General features: G+C 72.4%; 18 protein-coding genes and 1 riboswitch. Of the genes, 4 read left to right on the forward strand and 14 right to left on the reverse strand.

Annotated elements, in window-relative coordinates:
- Window positions 1-51: 51 nt before the first annotated feature.
- The 3 genes from tilS to dacB all read right to left on the reverse strand — a co-directional run bounded on the left by tilS (window position 52) and on the right by dacB (window position 3,649).
- Window positions 52-1,038: a tRNA lysidine(34) synthetase TilS gene (gene tilS, locus JOD65_RS00090; protein ID WP_191194332.1), complete on the reverse strand. Its 987-nt coding sequence runs from the start codon at window positions 1,036-1,038 to the stop codon at window positions 52-54.
- Complete coding sequence (locus JOD65_RS00095; protein WP_191194331.1) at window positions 1,035-2,051, reverse strand: Rv3626c family coenzyme F420 biosynthesis-associated protein; 1,017 nt, start codon at window positions 2,049-2,051, stop codon at window positions 1,035-1,037. Before JOD65_RS00095 ends, tilS begins: the two co-directional genes overlap by 4 nt.
- Window positions 2,052-2,185: 134 nt before the next feature.
- The gene (gene dacB / locus JOD65_RS00100) at window positions 2,186-3,649 is read right to left on the reverse strand and encodes a D-alanyl-D-alanine carboxypeptidase/D-alanyl-D-alanine endopeptidase (RefSeq protein ID WP_191194330.1); all 1,464 of its coding nucleotides are present in this window, start codon (window positions 3,647-3,649) and stop codon (window positions 2,186-2,188) included.
- A 127-nt stretch (window positions 3,650-3,776) separates the two neighbouring features.
- Here dacB and JOD65_RS00105 point away from each other — a divergent pair, with 127 nt between their 5' ends.
- Window positions 3,777-4,316, forward strand: coding sequence for an inorganic diphosphatase (locus JOD65_RS00105; RefSeq protein WP_307820842.1), 540 nt, complete (start codon window positions 3,777-3,779; stop codon window positions 4,314-4,316).
- A gap of 18 nt (window positions 4,317-4,334) precedes the next feature.
- On the opposite strand, the gene lon is transcribed toward JOD65_RS00105, so the two are convergent.
- From lon to JOD65_RS00120, 3 genes are all read right to left on the reverse strand, one after another.
- Complete coding sequence (gene lon, locus JOD65_RS00110) at window positions 4,335-6,689, reverse strand: endopeptidase La (protein WP_191194328.1); 2,355 nt, start codon at window positions 6,687-6,689, stop codon at window positions 4,335-4,337.
- Window positions 6,690-6,829: 140 nt separating this feature from the next.
- Window positions 6,830-7,642, reverse strand: a complete 813-nt coding sequence (locus tag JOD65_RS00115; protein ID WP_239558010.1) for an RNA polymerase sigma-70 factor — start codon at window positions 7,640-7,642, stop codon at window positions 6,830-6,832.
- Between the two features lie 56 nt (window positions 7,643-7,698).
- Entirely contained in the window at window positions 7,699-8,280 is a 582-nt protein-coding gene (locus JOD65_RS00120; protein WP_191194327.1) for a carboxymuconolactone decarboxylase family protein, read from the reverse strand.
- A 75-nt stretch (window positions 8,281-8,355) separates the two neighbouring features.
- On the opposite strand from JOD65_RS00120, the gene JOD65_RS00125 reads away from it, so the two are divergent.
- Window positions 8,356-8,805 carry a hypothetical protein gene (locus JOD65_RS00125; RefSeq protein WP_191194326.1) on the forward strand — a complete coding sequence of 150 codons (450 nt, stop codon included), beginning with the start codon at window positions 8,356-8,358 and terminating at the stop codon, window positions 8,803-8,805.
- Window positions 8,806-8,808: 3 nt separating this feature from the next.
- Here the strand turns inward: JOD65_RS00125 and JOD65_RS00130 are convergent, their stop codons facing one another.
- The 3 genes from JOD65_RS00130 to JOD65_RS00140 are packed head-to-tail and all read right to left on the reverse strand — an operon-like array spanning window position 8,809 to window position 12,129.
- A complete protein-coding gene (locus JOD65_RS00130) occupies window positions 8,809-9,387 on the reverse strand; it encodes an alpha/beta hydrolase (RefSeq protein WP_191194325.1) in 579 nt (192 codons plus the stop codon).
- Window positions 9,384-10,058 (reverse strand): class I SAM-dependent methyltransferase, encoded by a 675-nt coding sequence (locus tag JOD65_RS00135; RefSeq protein WP_191194324.1) that lies wholly within the window; start codon window positions 10,056-10,058, stop codon window positions 9,384-9,386. Before JOD65_RS00135 ends, JOD65_RS00130 begins: the two co-directional genes overlap by 4 nt.
- A gap of 1 nt (window position 10,059) precedes the next feature.
- On the reverse strand, window positions 10,060-12,129 hold the full coding sequence (locus JOD65_RS00140; RefSeq protein WP_224747154.1) for an acyl-CoA dehydrogenase family protein: 2,070 nt from the start codon (window positions 12,127-12,129) through the stop codon (window positions 10,060-10,062).
- 35 nt (window positions 12,130-12,164) lie between these two features.
- Here JOD65_RS00140 and JOD65_RS00145 point away from each other — a divergent pair, with 35 nt between their 5' ends.
- The gene (locus JOD65_RS00145; RefSeq protein WP_191194323.1) at window positions 12,165-13,046 is read left to right on the forward strand and encodes a sulfotransferase domain-containing protein; all 882 of its coding nucleotides are present in this window, start codon (window positions 12,165-12,167) and stop codon (window positions 13,044-13,046) included.
- A 96-nt stretch (window positions 13,047-13,142) separates the two neighbouring features.
- Here the strand turns inward: JOD65_RS00145 and JOD65_RS00150 are convergent, their stop codons facing one another.
- Window positions 13,143-14,639, reverse strand: coding sequence for a C40 family peptidase (locus JOD65_RS00150; protein WP_307820843.1), 1,497 nt, complete (start codon window positions 14,637-14,639; stop codon window positions 13,143-13,145).
- Window positions 14,640-14,971: 332 nt separating this feature from the next.
- Between JOD65_RS00150 and JOD65_RS00155 the strand changes: the two genes are divergently transcribed.
- Entirely contained in the window at window positions 14,972-15,925 is a 954-nt protein-coding gene (locus tag JOD65_RS00155) for a putative endonuclease domain-containing protein (protein WP_191194322.1), read from the forward strand.
- A gap of 112 nt (window positions 15,926-16,037) precedes the next feature.
- Here the strand turns inward: JOD65_RS00155 and JOD65_RS00160 are convergent, their stop codons facing one another.
- The 4 genes from JOD65_RS00160 to JOD65_RS00175 all read right to left on the reverse strand — a co-directional run bounded on the left by JOD65_RS00160 (window position 16,038) and on the right by JOD65_RS00175 (window position 20,894).
- Window positions 16,038-17,084: a phosphatase PAP2 family protein gene (locus JOD65_RS00160; RefSeq protein ID WP_307820845.1), complete on the reverse strand. Its 1,047-nt coding sequence runs from the start codon at window positions 17,082-17,084 to the stop codon at window positions 16,038-16,040.
- A gap of 27 nt (window positions 17,085-17,111) precedes the next feature.
- On the reverse strand, window positions 17,112-18,107 hold the full coding sequence (locus JOD65_RS00165) for an ABC transporter ATP-binding protein (RefSeq protein ID WP_191194321.1): 996 nt from the start codon (window positions 18,105-18,107) through the stop codon (window positions 17,112-17,114).
- Window position 18,108: 1 nt separating this feature from the next.
- Complete coding sequence (locus tag JOD65_RS00170) at window positions 18,109-19,800, reverse strand: ABC transporter permease (RefSeq protein WP_307820847.1); 1,692 nt, start codon at window positions 19,798-19,800, stop codon at window positions 18,109-18,111.
- A complete protein-coding gene (locus JOD65_RS00175; RefSeq protein ID WP_191194320.1) occupies window positions 19,797-20,894 on the reverse strand; it encodes a thiamine ABC transporter substrate-binding protein in 1,098 nt (365 codons plus the stop codon). The genes JOD65_RS00170 and JOD65_RS00175 overlap by 4 nt, the downstream gene beginning before the upstream one ends.
- Window positions 20,885-20,994: riboswitch (TPP riboswitch) on the reverse strand. It overlaps the preceding gene by 10 nt.
- Window positions 20,995-20,996 lie beyond the last annotated feature (2 nt).

Here is a 20,996-nt window from a genome sequence, read left to right on the forward strand (position 1 = left end):
GCACCGGTCGGCGGTGAGCGTGACCGCCGTGACTGGTGCCGCGAACTGCCTTCACGGTGCCTCGATGAGCAGCAGCCCGTCGCGGCGGAGGGCGCGGAGCGGGCCGGGGAGGTCGATCCACTTCTGGCCTCGCCAGCCGACGAGGAGCTCGTCGACGGCGAGGACGTGGTCGCGGGTCAGCTCGGAGGGCGGCGACCCGGCGTCGAGGGCGGCGCGGTGGAGGGCGCGGTGCCGGATCGACGTCGGCTCGAGGCGCAGGGTCTCGACGTCGAGGCCGCCGTCGCGGCGGGCGCGGGCGAGCGCGTGGTCGGTGAGGTCGTCGAGCAGGGCGGTGTCCTCGCGCAGCTGGTCCGCGGTGCGGGCGAGGGCCTCGGCGATCCCGGGGCCGAGCTCGGCCTCGAGGACCGGCAGCACCCGGTCACGCACTCGCACCCGGGTGTAGCCCGGGTCGGCGTTGTGGGGGTCGGCCCAGGCCTCGAGCCCCTCCACCAGGCAGGCGGTGACGGTGTCGGCACGGCGTACGCCGAGCAGCGGGCGCGCGAAAACCCCGAACGACGGCCGCATGCCCTGCAGGGACCGGCCGCCCGAGCCGCGCGTGAGGCCGAGCAGCACCGTCTCGGCCTGGTCGTCGAGGGTGTGGCCGAGCAGCACGAGCCGTGCCTCGAGATGCTCGGCGACCTGCTCCAGGACGGCGTACCGCGCCTCGCGGGCGGCAGCCTCCGGCCCCATCCCCGACGCGGCGTCGACGTCGACGCGCGCGGTGAGCGTCTCGTCGACGCCCATCGCCGCGAGCTGGGCGACGACCCGGTCGGCCTGCTCGGCAGAGCCGGCCTGCAGGCCGTGGTCGACCGTCACGCCGACCACGCGCAGGCCGACCTTGTGCCCCTCGAAGACGGTCGCGGACGCGAGGGCGAGGGAGTCTGCACCGCCGCTGCACGCCACGGCGACGGTCTCCCGCCTGCCTTCCCGAGCCTCGAGGCCGGACAGCGTCCGGCGGACCGGTAGCCGGACCGCCGCGACCGAGGGGTGGAGCGTCACAGCACGCGGGCGACCCAGGCGTCGGGGTCGGTGATCTCGGCCTTGGACGGCAGGGTCTCGGGGCCCGTCCACACCGCGTTGAACTCCTCCATGCCGACCTTGTCGACGACGTGGCGGACGAACACGGCTCCGTCGCGGTACTGCGCCATCTTGGCGTCGAGGCCGAGCAGCCGCCGCAGCAGCTTGTCGACCGAGCCGACACCCTTGCGACGCTGGTTGAACTTGCGGCGGATCTCCGCCACCGACGGGATGACGGTGGGACCGACGCCGTCCATCACGACGTCGGCGTGGCCCTCGAGCAGCGACATCACCCCGGTGACCCGGTCGAGGATCTCCTTCTGCTCGGGCGATGAGACGAGGTCGATGATGCTGCCATTGCCGCCGCGGATCACGTCGGCGCCGCGGCGGAGCCCGTCGAGCAGCGCGCTCGGCTCGAGCGTGTCGGCGACCGCGTGCATCTGGGTCATCAGGTGCTGGCCGAGCCACGGGTTGGCCGTGAACTGCACTCGGTGGGTCTCCTCGTGGAGGCACACCCACAGCCGGAAGTCGGTCGGGTCGGCGCCGATCTCGCGCTCGACGTGGACGATGTTGGGCGCCACCAGCAGCAGCCGGCCGTACGGCTCGTGGAACGGGTCGAACTGCCCCAGCACCTTGCTGCTGAGGAAGCCGAGCATCAGGCCGACCTCGGCGCCCGTGACCCGGGTGCCGACGGCCTCGGCGAACGCCGACGGGGGGCCCTTCTTCTCGATGAGCTTGTCCACGACCGGGGTCAGGAGCTTGGCGAAGCCGTCGGCGTTGGCGCGCAGCCAGCCCCTGCGGTCGACGACCAGCACCGGCGCGGTGCCGGCCTCGGTGTGCAGGCCGGTGAACTCACGGACCAGCGGGGTCGAGCGCGTCGCGCCCTCGCGGAGCTCGACGACGGCCGCAGCCGCCTCGTCGGGCGACACGTCCGGCCCCGGTCCGGCCACCCGGGCTCCCACGGTGACGGCGAAGTCCCAGTCCACGAGGTTCATGTCCTGACCCTAGCCGGGGGCGAAGAATGAGCCCGCGGCATTGGGGAAGGAGGTCGAGTGGCCCCGCGGCCGAGCCTGCGAGGCCGCGACGGGGCGTATCGAGACCCGGGAGCCCGGCCGTGCTCGACCGCCCGTCAGTCCGAGCAGCGGCAGGCGGCGAGGGAGGCTGCGGCGCGGTCGAGGGCCTCCTGCGAGTCGTAGCTCTCGATCGGCGGGGACTTGTCCGCCCCGAAGACGAAGGCGAGCGGCTGCCCCTCGCGGTCGACGGCGATGCCGGCGAGGGCGTGCACGCCGGTGAGCGTGCCGGTCTTGGCGCGCACGAGGCCGCGGGCGACGGCCGGGCCCTCGGCGAAGCGGTAGGTGAGCGACCCGGTGAACCCGGCGACGGGCATCCCGGTGACCAGGCTGCGCATCCCCTCACCGTCCGGGCCGGCGGCGTGCTGGATCAGGTCGATCAGCAGGGACGTCGAGACCCGGTTGCGCCGCGACAGGCCGGAGCCGTCGTACACCTCGGCGCCGGCGACGTCGATCCCGAGCCCGCCGAGGGTGTCGAGCACCCCGGCGGCGCCCGCCTCGAACGACCCGGTGCCGGAGGTGGCGAGACCTACCTGGTGGCCCACCACCTCGGCGCCCTCGTTGTCGCTGACGTCGAGGATCCGCTCCGCGACCTGCGACAGCGGCGCGCTCTCGACGGAGGCGAGCTCCTCGGCGCCGGCCGGCGCGACGACCCGCTGCGGCTGCCCGTTCACGCGGAGCCCCGCGGCGCGCAGGCCGTCGGCGAAGACCTGGGCGGCCGCCAGCGACGGCTCGTCGGACTTGAGGTCGCTGTCGGGCTCGTCGCCGCCGTCGACCATGAGCGCGGTGATCGGGCTGACGATGTCGTCCGGGACGTAGTCGCGCCGCCAGGCCGGGTTGTCGGTCGGGCCGCTGAAGAGGCTGTCGTCGAAGCGGACCCGGACGCGTCCCTGGCCGCCGAGTGCCTCGGCGACCTGCAGGGCGAGCGTGGTCACGTCGGCGCGGGCGGGGTACGTCGACTCGGCCTCGGCGACCGTGAGGGACCTGCTGGCCAGCAGCGGGTCTCCCCCGCCGACCAGCACGACGTCGCGAGGGCCCGTGCCGCGCACGACGCGCGTGGTGAAGGTGTGGTCGGGCCCGAGCACGTCCAGTGCGGCGCCCAGGGTGAGCAGCTTCGTGGTCGAGGCAGGCAGGTAGCGCCCGTCGCCGGTCGTCCACTCGGCCGAGCCGGGGGCCAGGGGTGCGACCGCCCCCACGACGTGCTTGCCCAGGTCGGGGTCGGCCAGGTCGTCGGAGACGGCCGCGGCGACCCGGTCCGGGACGAGGGCGCCCGCGGTGTCGAGGGCGACGGCGTGGTCGGTCGGCGGCGTCCACTCGGGCAGGTCGAGGCCGGCGGGCGCGGGCACCTGCTCCGGCTCGGTCTGCGGGTCGGCGGCCAGCCCCGGCAGGTAGCGCTGGCCCCACTCGAAGCGGTAGGCGCCCACTCCCGCCGCCAGCAGGGTCAGGACGAGGACGGTCGGCAGCCAGTGCCACACCGACCACCGGCGTCGCCGCGGGCCGGAGTGGCGTAGGTCACGTCCCACCCTTTTCGACCCTCTCGCTTCGCGCATCGGGGCCATTGTGCGCGACACTGCCCCCGTACCCATGCGTCGGGCCGGGCCCGACGCGGCAGAGCGGCCCGATGGCGTGCCGCAGAGTGTGGAGGAAGACGTGCTCGAGTTCGACGTGCTGGTGGAGATCCCCAAGGGTGAGCGCAACAAGTACGAGGTCGACCACGAGAGCGGTCGCCTGCGGCTGGACCGCATGCTCTTCACCTCGACCGCCTACCCGGCGGACTACGGCTTCATCGAGAACACCCTCGGCCAGGACGGCGACCCGCTCGACGCACTGGTGATCCTGCAGGCGCCGACGTTCCCGGGCTGCCTCATCGCCTGCCGCGCGATCGGCATGTTCCGGATGACCGACGAGGCCGGCGGTGACGACAAGGTGCTGTGCGTGCCTGCGCACGACCCCCGCCTGGAGCACCTGCGCGACATCAACCACGTCTCGAAGTACGACCGCCTCGAGATCCAGCACTTCTTCGAGGTCTACAAGGACCTCGAGCCCGGCAAGTCCGTCGAGGGCGCCGACTGGGTCGGTCGCGTCGAGGCCGAGGCCGAGGTCAAGGCCTCCTTCGAGCGCTTCAAGACCGAGGGCCACGGCGACGACCTCGCCAACATCGCCGACGACAGCCTCGGCGAGGACGCCTGAGGCTGTCGCCCGCGATCGTCAGGCTGCGCGGCCCGCGCCCACCACAGCGTCGGTCGCCGGCTCGAGGGCCTCGGCCAGGATCTCGGTCACCCGCCCGACCGGACGCACGTCGAGCTCGCTGAGCAGCTCGGCGGGTACGTCGTCGAGGTCGGCGCGGTTGCGCTCCGGGACGTAGACCGTCGACAGGCCGGCACGCTGGGCGGCGAGCAGCTTCTGCTTCACGCCGCCGATCGGCAGCACCCGTCCCGAGAGCGTCACCTCACCGGTCATGCCGACGTCCGAGCGCACGGGCCGGCCGGTGAGCAGCGACACGAGCGCGGTCACCATCGTCACGCCCGCGGACGGGCCGTCCTTGGGGATCGCGCCCGCCGGGAAGTGGACGTGGATCGACTGCTCGAAGGCGGCCGGGTCGATCCCGAGCTCGTCCGCGTGCGCCCGCACCCATGAGAGGGCGATCGACGCCGACTCCTTCATCACGTCGCCCAGCTGGCCGGTGACCGTGAGTCCCTCCTTGCCTGCCGACACCGACGTCTCGACGTAGAGCACGTCGCCGCCGAGGCCGGTCACGGCGAGGCCGGTGGCGACACCGGGCACGTCGGTGCGCTCGTGGCTGTCGGGCGTGAAGCGCGGCCGCCCGACCAGGTCCTTCAGCCCGTCGAGGTCGATGTCGAGCCGCTCGACGTCGCCGGTCGCGAGCCGGGTGGCGGCCTTGCGGAACGCCTTGGCCAGCAGCCGCTCGAGCTGGCGTACGCCGGCCTCGCGGGTGTAGTTGGCCGCGAGCTCGCCGAGCGCGTCGTCGGAGACCGTGACCTCGTCGGGGGTCAGCGCGGCCCGCTCGAGCTGGCGCGGGATCAGGAAGTCGCGCGCGATGGCGACCTTGTCGTCCTCGGTGTAGCCGTCGATGGTGACGAGCTCCATGCGGTCCAGCAGGGCCGACGGGATCTGCTCGACCACGTTGGCGGTGGCGATGAAGAGCACGTCTGACAGGTCGAGGTCGAGCTCGAGGTAGTGGTCGCGGAACGTGTGGTTCTGCGCCGGGTCGAGCACCTCGAGCAGCGCCGCAGCCGGGTCGCCGCGGTAGTCCGCGCCGACCTTGTCGACCTCGTCGAGCAGGACGACCGGGTTCATCGAGCCGGCCTCCTTGATCGCCCGTACGATCCGGCCGGGGAGGGCGCCGACGTAGGTGCGCCGGTGCCCGCGGATCTCGGCCTCGTCGCGCACGCCACCGAGGGCGACCCGGACGAACGTGCGGCCCAGGGTGCGGGCGACGGACTCGCCGAGCGAGGTCTTGCCGACGCCGGGAGGACCGGCCAGCAGGACCACGGCGCCGGAGCCCCGACCGCCCACGACCTCCAGGCCGCGCTCGGCCCGGCGGGTGCGCACCGCGAGATACTCGGTGATGCGGTCCTTGACCTCGTCGAGGCCGTGGTGGTCGGCGTCGAGGACGGCTCGCGCGGCGGCCACGTCGGTGGAGTCCTCGGTGCGGACGTTCCACGGCAGCTCGAGGACGGTGTCCAGCCAGGTGCGGATGTACCCCGCCTCGGGGGCCTGGTCGCTGGAGCGCTCGAGCTTGGCGACCTCGCGCACTGCGGCCTCGCGGACAGCCTCGGGCAGGTCGGCCGCCTCGACCCGGGCGCGGTAGTCGTCCGAGCCGTCGGGCTCGCCCTCGCCGAGCTCCTTGCGGATGGCGGCGAGCTGCTGACGGAGCAGGAACTCGCGCTGGTTCTTCTCGAGGCTCTCGCGGACGTCGCCGCTGATCTTGTCGTTGACCTCGTCCTCGGCGTCGTAGGCCCGCGTCCACTCGACGAGCAGGCGGAGCCGGTCGCCCACGTCGGGCGTCTCCAGCACCTGACGCTTCTGGTCGTCGGAGAGGTACGGCGCGTAGCCGGACATGTCGGCGAGCGCGTCGGGGTCGGCGAGGCGGCGTACGTTCTCGATCACCTGCCACGCCTCGCGGCGCTCGAGGATGGAGACGACGAGGGTGCGGTAGTCCTCCGCGAGCGCGCGGAGCTCCTCGGTGACGACCGTCTCGGGCACGGGCTCGGCCTCGACCCAGAGGGCCGCACCGGGTCCCGTCACGCCGGCACCGATGGCGACGCGGCGCTCGGCGCGCAGCACCGCGGCGGGCCTGCCGCCGGCGAAGCGGCCGACCCGGTCGACCACGGCCACCACGCCGTGGGTGGCGTAGCGGTCCTCGAGCCGCGGGGCGACGAGGACGCGGGTGGGCTCGTTGTCGGGGTCGGCGTCGTGGGCGAGGCGGGCGGCGTCGATGGCCGCGCGGGCCTGGTCGTCGAGCTCGATGGGCACGACCATGCCGGGGAGCACGACCGTGTCGTGGAGGAACACCACGGGAAGCGAGAGGTTGTTCGTCATGCCCTCTCAACGCCGGAGAACCGGAGGCATGTTCCGGTTCCGGTTTCGCCCACCGCGAACGGTCCGCGGCCGCTGTAACGCCGGGTTAGTGGGGGTACCCACCCCCGAGCAACCCAGTGGGTACCCGCCGTAACCCGGCGTTACAGGCGGGAGAGCGGGACCTCGCCGCCGGCCACCGAGCCGAGCTTGTCGGGGTTGCGGACCAGGAACAGCTGCGTCACCACGCCATCCTCGACGAGCATCGTGCCGACGCCGTCGCGGTGCCCGGCGACCACGAACTGGATCGCCGGCGACCCGTTGAGCCAGACCGGCTCGAGCTCGAGGGCCTCCGGGGCGACCGCGGTGAGGAAGCGGAAGACCTTCTCGCGCCCGAAGATCGGGTTGAGCGCCGCCTTCACCTTGCCGCCGCCGTCGGTCATCAGCACGACGTCGGGGGCGAGCACGTCCATCAGGCCCTGCAGGTCGCCCGTCTCGGTGGCCGCGCGGAACCGCTCGATCACCGCGTCGCGCTCGGCAGCGCTGACCGACGCGCGCGGGCGCTTGTCCGCGACGTGCGCCCGCGCGCGGCTGGCGATCTGACGCACCGCGGGCTCGGACTTCTCGACCGCCTCCGCGATCTCGGCGTACGGCACGTCGAAGACCTCACGCAGCACGAAGACCGCCCGCTCGGTGGGCGGCAGCGTCTCCAGCACGAGCAGCATCGCGGTCGAGACGCTGTCGGCGAGCTCCACGTCCTGCGCCACGTCGGGCGCGGTGAGCACCGGCTCGGGCAGCCAGGTGCCGACGTAGTCCTCGCGACGCCGGGCGAGGGTGCGCAGCCGGTTGAGCGAGAGCCGGGTGGTCATCCTGACCAGGTAGGCCCGCGGGTCGCGCACCTCGTCGACCACGACGTCCGCCCACCGCAGCCAGACCTCCTGCAGCACGTCCTCGGCGTCGGCGGCCGAGCCGAGCATCTCGTAGGAGACGGTGAAGAGCAGGTTGCGGTGGGTGGTGAAGTGGTCGGTCTCGCTCACCTGCTGATCGTCCCAGCCTCGGCGAGCGGCAGCTCGCAGACGTCGCTGAAGCCCTGCGAGGCCAGTCCCATCGCGGAGTTGAAGCGCGAGCGCTCGTTCTCGACCGCGACCATCATCGTCAGCTCGACGACGGCGGCGTGGCCGAGCTGCCGGTCGAGGTCGGCGACCATCTCGTCGGTGACCTCCGGGGGCGTCACGGTCATCGCCTCGGCGTACGCCATCACGTCGCGCTCGAGGTCGGTGAAGACGTCGGACTCGCGCCACCGCGGCACCTCGCGCACCTTGGCCTCGTCGAGGCCCTTGGTGTGGGCCATGAAGTAGCCGAAGTCCAGGCACCACGAGCAGCCGATCACCCCGGCGCTGGCCATCTCGGCGTACGTCGTGAGGTGGGGGTCGAGCGCGGACCACTTGCCGACCTTCTGCTCGAAGCCGAAGACCGCCTTGAGGACCGGCTTGTTGTGCCAGAGCACGTAGGCGTTGTCGGGGACCTTGCCCCACATGCGTGTGGCGATGCGGGTCATGAGTGCGCCGTAGGCACCGTCGAGCCGTGCCTGCGGGATCCGGAACTGGCTGGGCATGTCTCCTCCTGGTGGGTCACACGTTTTCGTCGACATGGAGACACCGGCCGGTCGGGTTCTGTGACACTCGGTCGGATGGGGGTTCGGCGAGCGGGCGTGGTCGCGCTGCTGCTGGCGGCGTCGACGGCGTGCAGCGAGCCATTCGTCGCGCCCACCACGATGGAGGAGTGCTACGGCGCCGGCCGCGAGCAACGTGGCTCCCACTCCGCAGACGTGGACTCCGACTGGACGGTGACCTACTCCGAGGAGCAGCGCCCGCTCGGGTCATCCACGACGGTCTTCCTGTGCGTCCCTGACGACCGTCGCGGCAGGTTCACCACGGATCCGCCTCCGGGAGTCAAGGTCGATCGGACGTCGATCGACGTCGGCGACGGCACCGACCTGCCGGTGCCACGGCTCGAGGTGACGGTGACCGATGCCACCGAGGAGCGCCTGTCCATCGCCTACCGCCACGCCGGAGGTGGCGGAACGGCGTCGATCGCCATCACCGTCGACGACGGGCAGTGGTCGTTCGAGGGACGCTGAGGCTCAGAGGCCGGACAGGAACGCGTCGACGGCCCGCGCCACCTCGACGTGGATCTCCGCGGTCCGCACCACGTCGCCCGGAACCCCCATGCCGTGGTCGGCGTCCGGCACCTCCAGCACCTCGCAGCCGGCGTCGGCGAGCTCGCGGGCGACGGAGGCGTCCCACAGCTCGTCGGCGAGGCCGCCGACCAGCAGCTGCCGCCCGGCGTTGGCGGCGATCCCCTCGGCGACGACCGGGTCGACGAGGAGGGGCGTGAACCAGATCGCGTCGAGCCCCCGCTCGGCGGCGTACGACGCTGCGCGGGTGCCGAGCGACTTGCCGACGACGAGCACGTGGTCGGCGTCCTCGCCGGCGTGCGCTGCGGTCACGTGACGGCGTACCCACGCCTCGGCATCCTCGTCGCCGCGGGTGGTCGAGTCCCACCAGATCTGCTGGACGGTGATGTCGTGCTGCAGGAGCGCGAGCCGGGCGAGCTCGAGCAGCGGCGCGGCCGGCGAGTAGGCGCGGCCGGGGGCGACGAGCGCGACGCCGCGGCTGCGGCCCTCGGGTTCGAAGCGGGTGGGCAGTCCTCCGAAGGTCATCCGCGGTCCTCCTGCTTGGTCGCGTGGAAGTAGCCGATCCCGCCGTGGAGGGTGAGGTCGACGTCGCGGCAGCCGGACTCCCGCAGCCAGGTGACCGCCTCGGTCGAGGTGCACATCGGCCCGAGGATCCCGGCGCGCGTGCCGACGCGGCGCAGCAGCTCGTAGCGAGGGCCGGTGTCGGTGAACAGCGAGCTCCCCGTGAGCGAGGCACCGGGCGCCAGCACGCGCGCCATCTCGGCGATGGCACGGCGCGGGTCGGGGAAGCAGTGCAGGCCGGTCAGGGAGATGACGAGGTCGAACGACGCGTCGGCGAACGGCAGGGCGCCCACGTCGGCCGGGACGGTGGTGACCTGGTCGGAGACGCCGAGCCGGGTCGCGGCCGCGCGCGCCCGGCCGAGCATCGTCGGCGAGATGTCGGCGGCGACGTAGTCGATCCCCTGACCGGGACGCAGGCCGCGGAGGGCGACGCCCGACCCCGTCGGCACGTCGAGGACCCGGGCACCGCGCGGGAGGGTGCCGATCTCGTCGGCCGTCGCGCGCAGGAGCGCAAGGTCGCTGCCGGTGCCGGCCCGCCAGGCGGCGCCCCCGACGCGGTCGTGCTCAACGAGCCAGGGGTAGACGTAGGACCACAGCGGGTCCTCGTGCCAGCCGCCCAGCCCGGGGAGCCGCACGTCAGTGGTCCGACCCGATGGGCCAGCCGAGGAGCTCGGGGCTGCGCAGCATCTCCTCGGGCACGCCGAAGGCGTCGACGAGGTCGACCGCGAGCGGCCTGGCCTTGCGGCACAGGGCGTTGATCTCGCGGCTGATCGCCTTGGAGCGGGCGCTGGAGAGGCGGCCGTGCTCCATGAACCAGGCCCGGTCGGCCTCGATCGTGGTGAGGGCGTGGAGGTCGCACAGCAGGTTGAGGGCGACCTTGAGGTCGCCGTCGGGCAGGGCCGCGGTCTTCGAGACGAAGGCCTCGAGCACGAGCCGCTCGGTGTGGGCGCGGGCGGCCGCGATGACGTGGTCCTGGACGCGGGAGAAGACGGCGCCGGCGTTCGCTCCCTGGTCGATCCCTCGCTTGAGCCGGCGCGCAACGCCGCCGATCATGTGCTCCTCGCGGAAGCGCAGCATCGCGAGCTGGTAGTTCGGGTCGAGCAGCCCGGCCTCCTGGTCCCAGGTGTCGCCCCCGGGCAGCAGGTCGCGCACCGACTGCACGAGCTTGTGCACCGCCGTCCGCTCCACGACGGTCTCGACCGCCAGGCCGGCGACGAAGCGCGCCATGCCGAGCTGGTCCATCTCCTCGAACTCGCCGGCGTAGTCGGTGAGCAGGCCCTTGGCGACCAGCTGGAGCAGGACGTGGTTGTCGCCCTCGAAGGTGGTGAAGACGTCGGTGTCGGCCTTCAGCGCCGCGAACCGGTTCTCGCTGAGGTAGCCCGCCCCGCCGCAGGCCTCGCGGCACTCCTGGATGGTGCGGGTGGCGTGCCAGGTGCCGAGGGCCTTGGTGCCGGCGGCGCGTGACTCCAGCATCCGCCGGGCGTGCTCGTCGCTGCCCTGCTCGATCGGCCCGGGGCCGGAGAACACGTCGTGCAGCTGCCCGGCGACGACCTCCTGCGCGAAGTGGAGGGCGTACGTCCTCGCGATGAGCGGCAGCAGGCGGCGCTGGTGCATGCCGTAGTCGAGGAGCACCTGCTCCTGGTCGGGGTCGGTCGCCTCGAACTGGCGGCGGCGCACGGCGTAGCGGGTGGCGATGGTGAGTGCGACCTTCGACGCGTTGATGCCGGCGCCGCCGACGCACACGCGGCCCTGGACCAGGGTGCCGAGCATCGTGAAGAAGCGCTTGTTGGGGTTGTCGATCGGCGAGAGGTAGCGGCCCTCGGGCGTCACCTCGGCGAACTGGTTGAGCAGCGCGGTGCGCGGCACCCGGACCCCGTCGAACCAGATGCGTCCGTTGTCGACGCCGTTGAGGCCCATCTTGGGGCCGCAGTCCTCGATGCGGACGCCGTCGAGCACCCGGCCGTCCTCGCGGACCGGGACGACGAAGGCGTGCACGCCATGACGCTCGCCGCCGACCTCGAGCTGGGCGAACACGACGGCCAGCTCGGCGTGGGCCGCAGCGTTGCCGATGTAGTCCTTGCGGCTCGTGTCGTCGGGCGTCGTGATCACGAACTCCTGCGCCTCGGCGTCGTACGTCGCCACGGTGCCGAGCGCCTGCACGTTGGAGCCGTGGCCGCTCTCGGTCATCGCGAAGCAGCCCATCGTGCGGCCGCTGACGAGGTCGGCGAGGTGCGCGTCGTGGTGGTGCCTGGTGCCGAGCTGCAGGATCGCGCCCCCGAAGAGGCCGAACTGCACGCCGACCTTCACGAGCACCGACAGGTCGCCGAGGGCGAGGGTCTCGAAGGCGGCGATCGAGGCGCCGATGTCGCCACCACCGCCGTACTCCTCCGGGAAGCCCATGCCGGTCTGGCCGGTCTCGGCCATCATCACCACGACGTCCTTCACGCGCTCGCGGAAGTCGGCGGTGGTCATCTGCTCCTGGTCGACCAGGATCTGCGCGTGCTCCGTGAGGTTGTCGCGCACGAGGTCGCGGACGTCGCCGTAGCGGCCGTCGAGCAGCCTGCGCATCGCGTCGACGTCGACCTCCGGCTGCCGGTAGCCCGAGTCGTCGGCGTGGGGCCCGTCGTCCTCGACGCGGGCCGGGGCCGTCTCCGGCTCGACGGTGGGCATCTCGTCGGCGATGGGCGGAACCTGGTCGGTGGCCATTCACCAAAGGTAGCCATGCCGGTAGGTTCACCGCGATGAACGTGTCGGATGCCACCCCTCCGGGCGAAGCGCTGGGGTCGATGCCCTACAACTTCGCCGTCGTGGGCGTGCAGAAGGGCGGTACGTCGACGCTGGCGGTGACGCTGAACCAGCACCGGCTCGTGTGCCAGGCGCCCGACAAGGAGCGCCACTACTTCGACGACGAGACCGTCGACTGGTCCGCGCCGGACTACGACCGCGACTACACCGCGCCGCGACGGGCCGGCGTGCACCGGCTGCTCGGCGACGCCTCGCCCACCTACCTCTACTGGCCGCACGCGCTGGAGCGGATGCGCGCCTACAAGCCGGACATGCCGCTCGTCGCCGTGTTCCGCGACCCGCTGGAGCGGCTGTTCTCCCACTGGGTGATGCTGCGCTCGCGCAACCTCGCGTGGCCCGACTGGCCGGACTTCCTGACCGAGTGGCCGCACACCTCGCTGCCCGACGAGGTGCCCGATCCCGCCGTCGTACGCACCATGCGGTGGCGGCACATGACCGGCCTGGCGCGCGGGTTCTACGGCGAGCAGCTGCAGCGCGGCTTCGAGCTCTTCGACCGGCGGCAGTGGCTGTTGATCGAGCTGCGCGCGATGCTCGGCGACTTCTCCGCGACGGTCGACCGCACCACCGACTTCCTCGACCTGCCCCGCTTCGAGCAGGTGCCGCCGCTGCAGAACTGGCACGCCGGCGCCGAGCAGGTGCCCGGAACCGCTCCCACCGGCGACGACCTCGCGCGCGTCGCCGAGATCTACGCCAAGGACCTCGCGCTCTTCGAGGAGCTGTCGGGCATCGACACCTCAGCCTGGCCGACGCGCCTCATCCTCGACGGGCAGCTCGACCCCGGCGAGCTGGCCGCGCGGCTGGCGCGCAAGGTGCGCTGAGGAACTGCCCGCGATGGAGTCACCGGATATCCGGTGACTCTCCCGCTGGTCACACCAGATCTGGGGCGCCAAGCGGGAGACTCGGGTGCACAGTCGTCAAGGACGGGCGAAGAAGTTCGGCGCCCGCCAGTAGTACATCGACTCCTGGCTCACCGGCCGACCTGTGCGCGGGGCGTGGATGATCTGGCCGTCGCCGATGTAGAGGGCGACGTGGTAGATCGAGCTCGGGCTGCTCGAGGACCCCCAGAAGACGAGGTCACCCGGCGCGAGCTCGGCGGCGGTGATCTTCGTCGACTGGGTGTACTGCGCGACCGAGTAGTGCGGCAGCACCTTGCCGGCAGCCGCCCACGCGCCCGCGGTGAGGCCTGAGCAGTCCCACGCGTTCGGACCCGAGGCGCCCCACTTGTACGGGTCGCCGATCTGCGCGGCGGCGAAGGCGATCACGGCCGCGGCACCCGTCGACGCCGGCGGGGGCGGGGGCGGGGGCGGAGGCGTCGTCGGCGTCGGTGCCGGGGTCGGCGTCTCGGTCGGGGTGGGGGTCGGCGTGGGGGTCGGAGTGGGGGTCGGCGTGGGTGTGGGCGTCTCGGTCGGCGTCGGCGTCGGCGTTGCCGTCGGAGCGGGAGTCGGCGTCGGCGTGGGCTTCGTGGTCGGCGTGCTGGTCGGCGTCGGCGCGGGTGTCGGCGCGGACTGCTGCTCCTGCTCCGCCTGGGCCTGCGCCTGGGCGTCCGCCACGGCCTGGGCCTCCGCTTCCGCCTCCGCCTGTGCCTGAGCCACGGCCTCGGCCTGCGCCTGGGCTGCGGCCGCTGCTGCATCGGCGGCTTCCCGCTCGAGCGCGGACTGCCGCTTCTCGGCGAGGCGGACGCTGATCCCCTCGAGCTCGGCGAGCTCGGCGATCAGGTCGGCCTTCGTGGCGGACACCGACTGCGCCTCCGCCCCGGCTGCGGCCTCGGCGGCCCCGGCGGCGTCGTACGCCTCCTCGGCGTCCGCCTCGGCGACCTCGGCCCGCTCGGAGGCCTGGGCCGCGGTCGACGCGGTGACGTCAGCGACGGCCGACGAGGCGAGGAAGGAGTCGTACTGGTGGTTGAGCGCGTCCGAGGTGTTGCCCATCGTGACCGTGCGGTCGATCAGCGACTCGACCCCGTCGGCCTCGACGATCGCCGAGAGTCCCTGCACCTGGGTGCCGTCCTCGTAGGACTGCACGACCGTCGCGGCGTACAGCTCCCGCTGCGACTCGACGTCCTCACGCGCTGCCTCGGCGGCCTCCTCGGCCTCGTCGGCGTCGGCCCGTGCCTGCTCGGCGCGCCAGCGGGCGCCGTTCCAGGCCTCGGCAGCCTGGGCGGCGCGGTCACCGGCGGTCTCGAGCGCGAGGTTCGCGCGGATCAGGTCGGCCTGCACGGTGGCGACGTCGCGCCCCTTGGCGTCGGCCCGGTCCTTCGCGGCCGCGACGTCGGACTCGCTGGGCGTCGGGTCGTCGTCGGCGTACGCCGCGTGCCCGCCCCCGACGGCCAGGCCGGCGACGAGGACGACCGCGCTCGCCCAGCGCGACGTCGTACGCCGTCGTGGCTCGTGGTCGTGCGGTGCTGCGACGGGCACGGGGCTCCCTGGGTGGTCTCGGGCCCGTGCGACTTCCCCTTCGCACGGGCAACTCGAGGCACGTTAGTGAACTTTCGTCACACTGGGAACACTTTCCTCAACTTTTTCACCGTCGCACGGCGTGTCGACTTGCGAACTACATCAATGTAGTTCTCGGTTTCGCGCTCATGAAGTCCCCGGATATCCGGGGACTCTCACACTGAGCGCCCGAGATCTGGGTCGACAACCGGGGAACTCGGGTGCGAAGTCGTCGTCCGACGGTGACCGGCCCGTTGTCCACAGATCGCCGAACCCGGGCGTACGACCTCGCCGGCGAGGGCATCCATGCGCGCATGACCAAACCACAGTTCGACCCGACCGGTGTCGTTCGCCTGCGGCGCCAGCTCATCGCAGACGGCATGACCGACAACCAGATCACCAGCCTCGTACGCGCCAAGGTCCTCAAACGCGTCAGGTACGGCGCGTTCGTCGACCACGCCGTCTGGGACGACCTGTCACCCGAGGACCGGCACCGCGTCCTCGCACGCGCGGTCCTTGCGCGGGCGCACACCTCGACGGCACTGACGCACGTCTCGTCGATCATCGAGCGGGGCATCCCGCTCTGGGGCTTCACCCTCGACGTCGTCCACACCACCCGCACCGGGCCGGAGCGCGCCGGCCGGCGACAGGGCGACTGGGCGCCGCATCGCGGCGTCCTCGGCGAGGACGACCATGAAGAGATCAACGGCGTCGTCATCAGCACAGCGGCCAGGTCGGCGTTCGAGCTGACGACGATCAGCGACGTCGAGCGGTCCCTCGTGGCCGTGAACCGACTCCTGCACGCGGGCGCGATGACGATGGCGGACTTCATGGAGCAGGTGGAGTGCCACCAGCGGTGGCCCGGAAGCCTGACCTCGGACCTCGTCCTGCGGCTGGCCGACCCTCGGTTGGAGTCCGTGGGCGAGGACCGATTCAGCTATCTGGCCTACAGGCAGGGCTTGCCGAAGCCGGAGCCGCAGTTCGAGGTCTTCGACGAAGACGGAACGCTCGTCGCGCGGGTGGACTTCGCGTGGCCGGAGCACGGGGTGTTCGTCGAGTTCGACGGAAAGGTGAAGTACGAGCGCTACCGCAGGGACGGCGAGACGCTCGACGAGTTCCTCATGCGCGAGAAGGCGCGTGAGGAGCTGGTGTGCCTGCTCACCGGTTGGACCTGCATCCGGATCACCTGGGCCGACCTGGCGCGCCCCGAGAGGCTGGCGACCCGGATCCGCGGGGTGATCGCTGCGCGACGCAAGCAGGTCGCGTGACCCCGACTTCGCACCCGAGTCTCACACTTGTCGGCCGAGATCTGGTGTGACAGGTGTGAGAGTCCCCGGATATCCGGGGACTTCAGGCAAGTAGACCGGAGGCGTACGCCGGTCACTCGGCGTCGACGGGAACCTGGCTGGTCGTCGAGGTCGGATGGCTCGCCAAGCCATGTCGATCGAACTTCTGCCCGCTCGCGAGCCCGCCGAGCCAGAAGGAGAAGAGGGCGATCACCACGCCGGCGAGGTCGTCGGCGATGTAGTGCCAGCCGAAGTAGAGGGTCGCCACGACGGTGATGGCGAAGTTGGTCCAGAACACGATGTGGAGGACCTTGTTGCGGAGCGTGTACTGCACCATCAGCGCGACGAGCAGGGTGATGGCGACGTGGAGCGAGGCGAAGCCGGCCACGGATTGCACGGCGCCTTCCGCGCCGTCGCGGATGACCCCCTTGCGTCCGTAGAACAGTGACTCCATCAACGCGCTCGACCCGGTGTCGGGGAGGTCGGCGTAGAGGTAGCTGTACTGGAAGCCGGGACCGAGGGTCGGCAGCGCGAAGTAGGACGCGGTGCCGAGCGACCAGGCCAGGCACTGGGAGGTGGCGAACCAGTAGCCGAAGGTGATGTTGCGCGACCACACCAGCCAGGCGGCGAGCGCCAGCGGCACGAGCGGCAGGAACCACAGGTAGATCGTGGACAGGATGTGGGCGGAGAACCCGGTGCCGAACATCGTGTGCAGGATCGTCGCCGGCTCGTGGCCGAACATCAGCGCCCGGTCGACCAGGTGCAGCTCGCGGTCGTACTTGTCCTCGCCCATGATGAAGGGGAGGAACGACTTGAGGTTCCGGTAGCAGACGTAGGTGATGTAGAAGGACACGAGCCCGAGCACCACCAGGGTGATCCGCTCGCGGTCCCAGTGCTCACGGATCCGCTCGCGCGCGATGTCGCGCATCAGCGCCGGATTCATCCGCGAGTACCACAGCGTCCGGGGCAGGATGTCGAGCAGGAACGCCCCGAGGATCAGCAGCGGCAGCCGCAGCCACGACGGACCGAGGAAGCCCTCCGGGTCGACCAGGGGGCGGTCGAGCACGAGCGCAGCCGTGACAGCCAGCGCGCCCATGGTGGCGGCGACTCCCACGAGCAGGGCATAGGCCGGTCTGTACACGAAGGTCAGTCTAGGGACGCGGCACCGTCACCGGGTGATCGGCAGCACAGCGAGACGCGTCACGTCGACGCGCAGCGACACCTCGTCGCCGGGGGCGACCCGGCCGCCGAGCGGAGCGACGGCGTCGACGATGCCGGCGCCTTCGACACGGACGACCAGCCGGACCAGCTCGGGCGTCACGCGCGCGGACTCGACGACAGCGGACAGGGAGCCGGCGTCGTCGACGACCAGGGCGGAGCGGCGGAGCGCGACGGCGTACGCCGGCGGCAGCGCGGCGGCCCCGAGCACGCGGCGCGCGGCGTCGTCGCGCAGCACGCGCGCGTAGCCGAGGAACAGGGCGGTCTCCTCGTCGACCGGTTCGCGCCACACCTCGTCGATCGCTCCCTGCTGCACGACGCGTCCGCCGCGCATCACGGCCAGCCGGTCCGCCAGCGCGAAGGCCTCCTCGTGGTCGTGGGTGACCAGCAGGGCGGTCGTCCCCGCCTCGTGCAGGATCGACCGCAGGTCGCCGGCCAGCCGCTCGCGCAGCGAGGCGTCGAGCGCCGACAGCGGCTCGTCGAGCAGGATCAGTCGCGGCTCGACGGCGAGCGCCCGGGCGAGGGCGACCCGCTGCCGCTCTCCCCCGGACAGGGTGCCGGGGAGCCGGTCGTCGTACCCCGACAGCCCGACGAGGTCGAGCAGCTCGCGCACCCGCGCCGCGACGCGCGCCGACGGGGTACGACGGAGCCGGAGCGCGTAGGCGACGTTGCGGGCGACGGTCAGGTGGGCGAAGAGCTGGCCGTCCTGGAACATCAGCGCGAAGCCGCGTTTGTGGGTGGGCGTGCCGGAGAGATCGGTGCCGCCCCAGGCGATCGAGCCGGACGCGAGCGGCTCCAGGCCGGCGACGGCGCGCAGCAGGGTGGACTTCCCGCAGCCCGAGGGGCCGAGCACGGCGAGCACCTGTCCCGATGCGAGGTCGAGCGACACGTCGTCGACGGCCGCGGTGTCGCCGTAGCGCACGGTCACGTCCCGCAGGGCCAGCACCTCAGAACGCTCCCACACCCGGCACGCGCAGCCGCTCGACGGCCAGGACCACCACGGCCGTGACGACAGCGAGCACGACGGAGGCGGCCAGGGCCATCCCGTAGTTCATCTCGCCGGGGTGCCCGATCAACCGGAAGATCACGACGGGCAGGGTCGGACTGGTGTCGCGCGCCAGGAAGGACGTCGCGCCGAACTCCCCCAGCGACACCGCGAAGGCGAAGCCGCAGGCGGCGAGCATCGGCTTCCAGACCACCGGCAGGTCGACGGTGAGCAGCGTCCGCCACGGGGAGGCGCCCAGCGAGGCGGCGGCCTGGCGCTGCCGGTCGTCGATGCCGCCCAGCACCGGGGCGAGGGTGCGCACGACGAGCGGCAGGGCGACCAGCGCCTGGGCCATCGGCACGAGCAGGGGCGAGTCGCGGAGGTCGAGCGGCGGCTCGTCGAGGGTGATCAGGAAGCCGAAGCCGAGCGTCACCGCGCTCACGCCCAGGGGCAGCATGAAGAAGCCGTCGAGGGTCGAGCGCACCCGCCGCTCCCCGACCGAGTGCGAGCGGCGCGTCACGATCAGCGACACCACGCCACCGACGAGGAGCGCCATCCACATCGCGTCGACGGCGGTGCGCAGGCTCGTCGCAAGCGCCGCGGTGACCGGCACGAGGAGGACCTGGTCGTCGCCGGCGGTGGTGAGCGCACGGTAGTTGTCGAGCCCCCAGCCGTCGCCGACGCTCAGCGACCCGAGCACGAGCGTGAGGATCGGCAGCAGCATCGCCGCCAGCACCAGCAGCGTCGCGACGACGACGGGCGCGTCGGAGCGGCGTACGGCCCGCACCGGCGTCACCACGCGCTGGGCCGTCGGGTCCGGAGTGGCCCGCAGTCGCGCGGAGAGGGCGAGCAGGCAGACGACCACCACGATCTGCAGCACCGACAGCGCGGCCGCCGCCTGCAGGTCGAAGACGGTGGTGGTGAGCAGGTAGATCTCGGTCTCGACCGTCGAGTAGCGGACCCCGCCGAGGGTGAGCACGATGCCGAAGGCGGTCGCGCAGAAGAGGAAGACGATGCTCGCGGAGCCGACGATCGCGGGCCGCAGCGCCGGCAGGGTCACGGTGCGCAGCACCTGCCACGGCGACGCGCCCAGCGCGGCCGCGGCCTGCCCGGGCCGCGGGTCGAGCGACTCCCACGCGACCCCGACGGTGCGCACCACGACGGCGACGTTGAAGAAGACCAGCCCGCACACGATGGCGACGGGCGTGCCGTCGAGGCCGAGGAAGCCCAGCGGGCCGCCCTCCCCCAGCAGCTGGCGGAAGGCGACGCCGACGACGACGGTCGGGAGCACGAACGGCACGAGCAGCGCCGCGCGCACCGCCGTGCGGCCCGGCAGCGCGAGCCGGTGGAGGGCGTACGCCGCCGGCAGCCCGACGGCGACCGCGAGCAGCGTCGCGAGGCCGGAGGTCCACACCGTGAACCAGGCGACTCGGTGCACGCGCGGCCGCGCCAGGACGTCGAGCACCGCGCCCGGCGCGAAGCGCCCGTCCACCACGAACCCCTCGGCGACCATGCCGGCCACCGGCAGGACGAAGAGCACGCCCAGCACCAGGACCGGCGCGGCCGCGAGGGCGAGCAGGCCGGCGATCCGGCGCGAAGCCCTCGGTGGTCGAGTGGCCGGGCGAGGAACGAGCCCGGGCGTATCGAGACTCACCGCGAGATGACGTCCGTCCAGTCGGTCAGCCACTGCTCGCGGTTGGCGTCGATCTCGGCGGGGTCCACCTCGAAGGGGTCGCTCGGCTGCGGCGCGAACTCGGCCCAGTCCTCGGGGACGGTGGCACCCGGCATCACGGGGAAGACGTACATCGACTCCGGCAGCGCGCTCTGCACCTCGTCGGTGAGCATCCAGTCGACCAGCGCCTCGGCGCCCGCGGGGTTGTCGGCGCCCTCCAGCACGCCGGCGTACTCCACCTGCCGGAAGCAGGTGTCGAGCAGCGCTGCCGTCGTGGTCCTGCCGCCGCTGACGGTGAAGGCCGGGGAGGAGTCGTACGACACCACGATCGGGCGGGTGCCGTTGTCGGAGGCGGCGGTGAAGTCGCCGTAGTAGGCGTCCTCCCACCCGTCGACGACCTTGGTGCCGTTGTCGAGCAGCTGGGTCCAGTAGTCGGGCCACGAGTCGCCGAAGGCCGCGACGGTCGCCAGGAAGAAGGCCATCCCCGGGCTGCTGGTCGAGGCGCCCGGGGTCACGAAGAGGTCGCGGTAGCGGTCGTCGGCGAGGTCGTCGAGGGTGCGCGGCGGCTCGAGGCCCTCCTGCTCGAACCACGCGGTGTCGACGTTGACGCACACGTTGGCCGAGTCGATCGGCACCAGCCGGTCGCCGCCCTCGGGCAGGGCGTACTCCGCCGGCGGGGTCGTCGTGGTGGTGACCTCGGCGAACGCGCCCTCGCCGAGCGGGCGGGAGGCGAAGGTGTTGTCGACGCCGAACGCAGCGTCGGCGATCGGGTTGTCGGCGGTGAGGCTGAGCTTGGTGGCCAGCGTGCCGGCATCGCCCGCGGCGCGGACCTCAAGGTCGTAGCCGGTCTCGGCCTCGAACGCCCTGACCAGCTTCTTGGGCAGGTGGAAGGACTCGTGGGTGGCCAGGACGACGGTGCCGCCGCGCTGCTCGGCCCCCGAGGAGGAGGCGGACGGCTCGGTGGCGGTCGACCCGTCGCCGCCACCCCCGGCGAGGCTGCAGCCGACGAGTGACAAGGCCGCCACGGAGGCGAGGCTCGAGGCCGTGAGGGCAGCGCGGACGCGTACGTGCAACATGTGTGACTCCCTTGCGCCGGTGCTAACCGGATCAGGTTCGGAGGGTCTGCGGCTGGTCCGCACTCTCAGCACGCCTGCACGTGCTCCCCTGTCTTCGTGGTC

This window comes from Nocardioides cavernae, from assembly GCF_016907475.1.
Lineage (GTDB): Bacteria > Actinomycetota > Actinomycetes > Propionibacteriales > Nocardioidaceae > Nocardioides > Nocardioides cavernae.

Excerpts from the sequence above, each read along its gene's own strand:
- JOD65_RS00095 (WP_191194331.1), bottom strand. The coding sequence starts at position 2,051 with ATGAACCTCGTGGACTGGGACTTCGCCGTCACCGTGGGAGCCCGGGTG.
- lon (WP_191194328.1), bottom strand. The coding sequence starts at position 6,689 with ATGACGAACAACCTCTCGCTTCCCGTGGTGTTCCTCCACGACACGGTC.
- JOD65_RS00115 (WP_239558010.1), bottom strand. The coding sequence starts at position 7,642 with ATGCTCGGCTCGGCCGCCGACGCCGAGGACGTGCTGCAGGAGGTCTGG.
- JOD65_RS00120 (WP_191194327.1), bottom strand. The coding sequence starts at position 8,280 with ATGCCCAGCCAGTTCCGGATCCCGCAGGCACGGCTCGACGGTGCCTAC.
- JOD65_RS00125 (WP_191194326.1), top strand. The coding sequence starts at position 8,356 with ATGGGGGTTCGGCGAGCGGGCGTGGTCGCGCTGCTGCTGGCGGCGTCG.
- JOD65_RS00130 (WP_191194325.1), bottom strand. The coding sequence starts at position 9,387 with ATGACCTTCGGAGGACTGCCCACCCGCTTCGAACCCGAGGGCCGCAGC.
- JOD65_RS00140 (WP_224747154.1), bottom strand. The coding sequence starts at position 12,129 with ATGGCCACCGACCAGGTTCCGCCCATCGCCGACGAGATGCCCACCGTC.
- JOD65_RS00145 (WP_191194323.1), top strand. The coding sequence starts at position 12,165 with ATGAACGTGTCGGATGCCACCCCTCCGGGCGAAGCGCTGGGGTCGATG.
- JOD65_RS00155 (WP_191194322.1), top strand. The coding sequence starts at position 14,972 with ATGACCAAACCACAGTTCGACCCGACCGGTGTCGTTCGCCTGCGGCGC.
- JOD65_RS00175 (WP_191194320.1), bottom strand. The coding sequence starts at position 20,894 with ATGTTGCACGTACGCGTCCGCGCTGCCCTCACGGCCTCGAGCCTCGCC.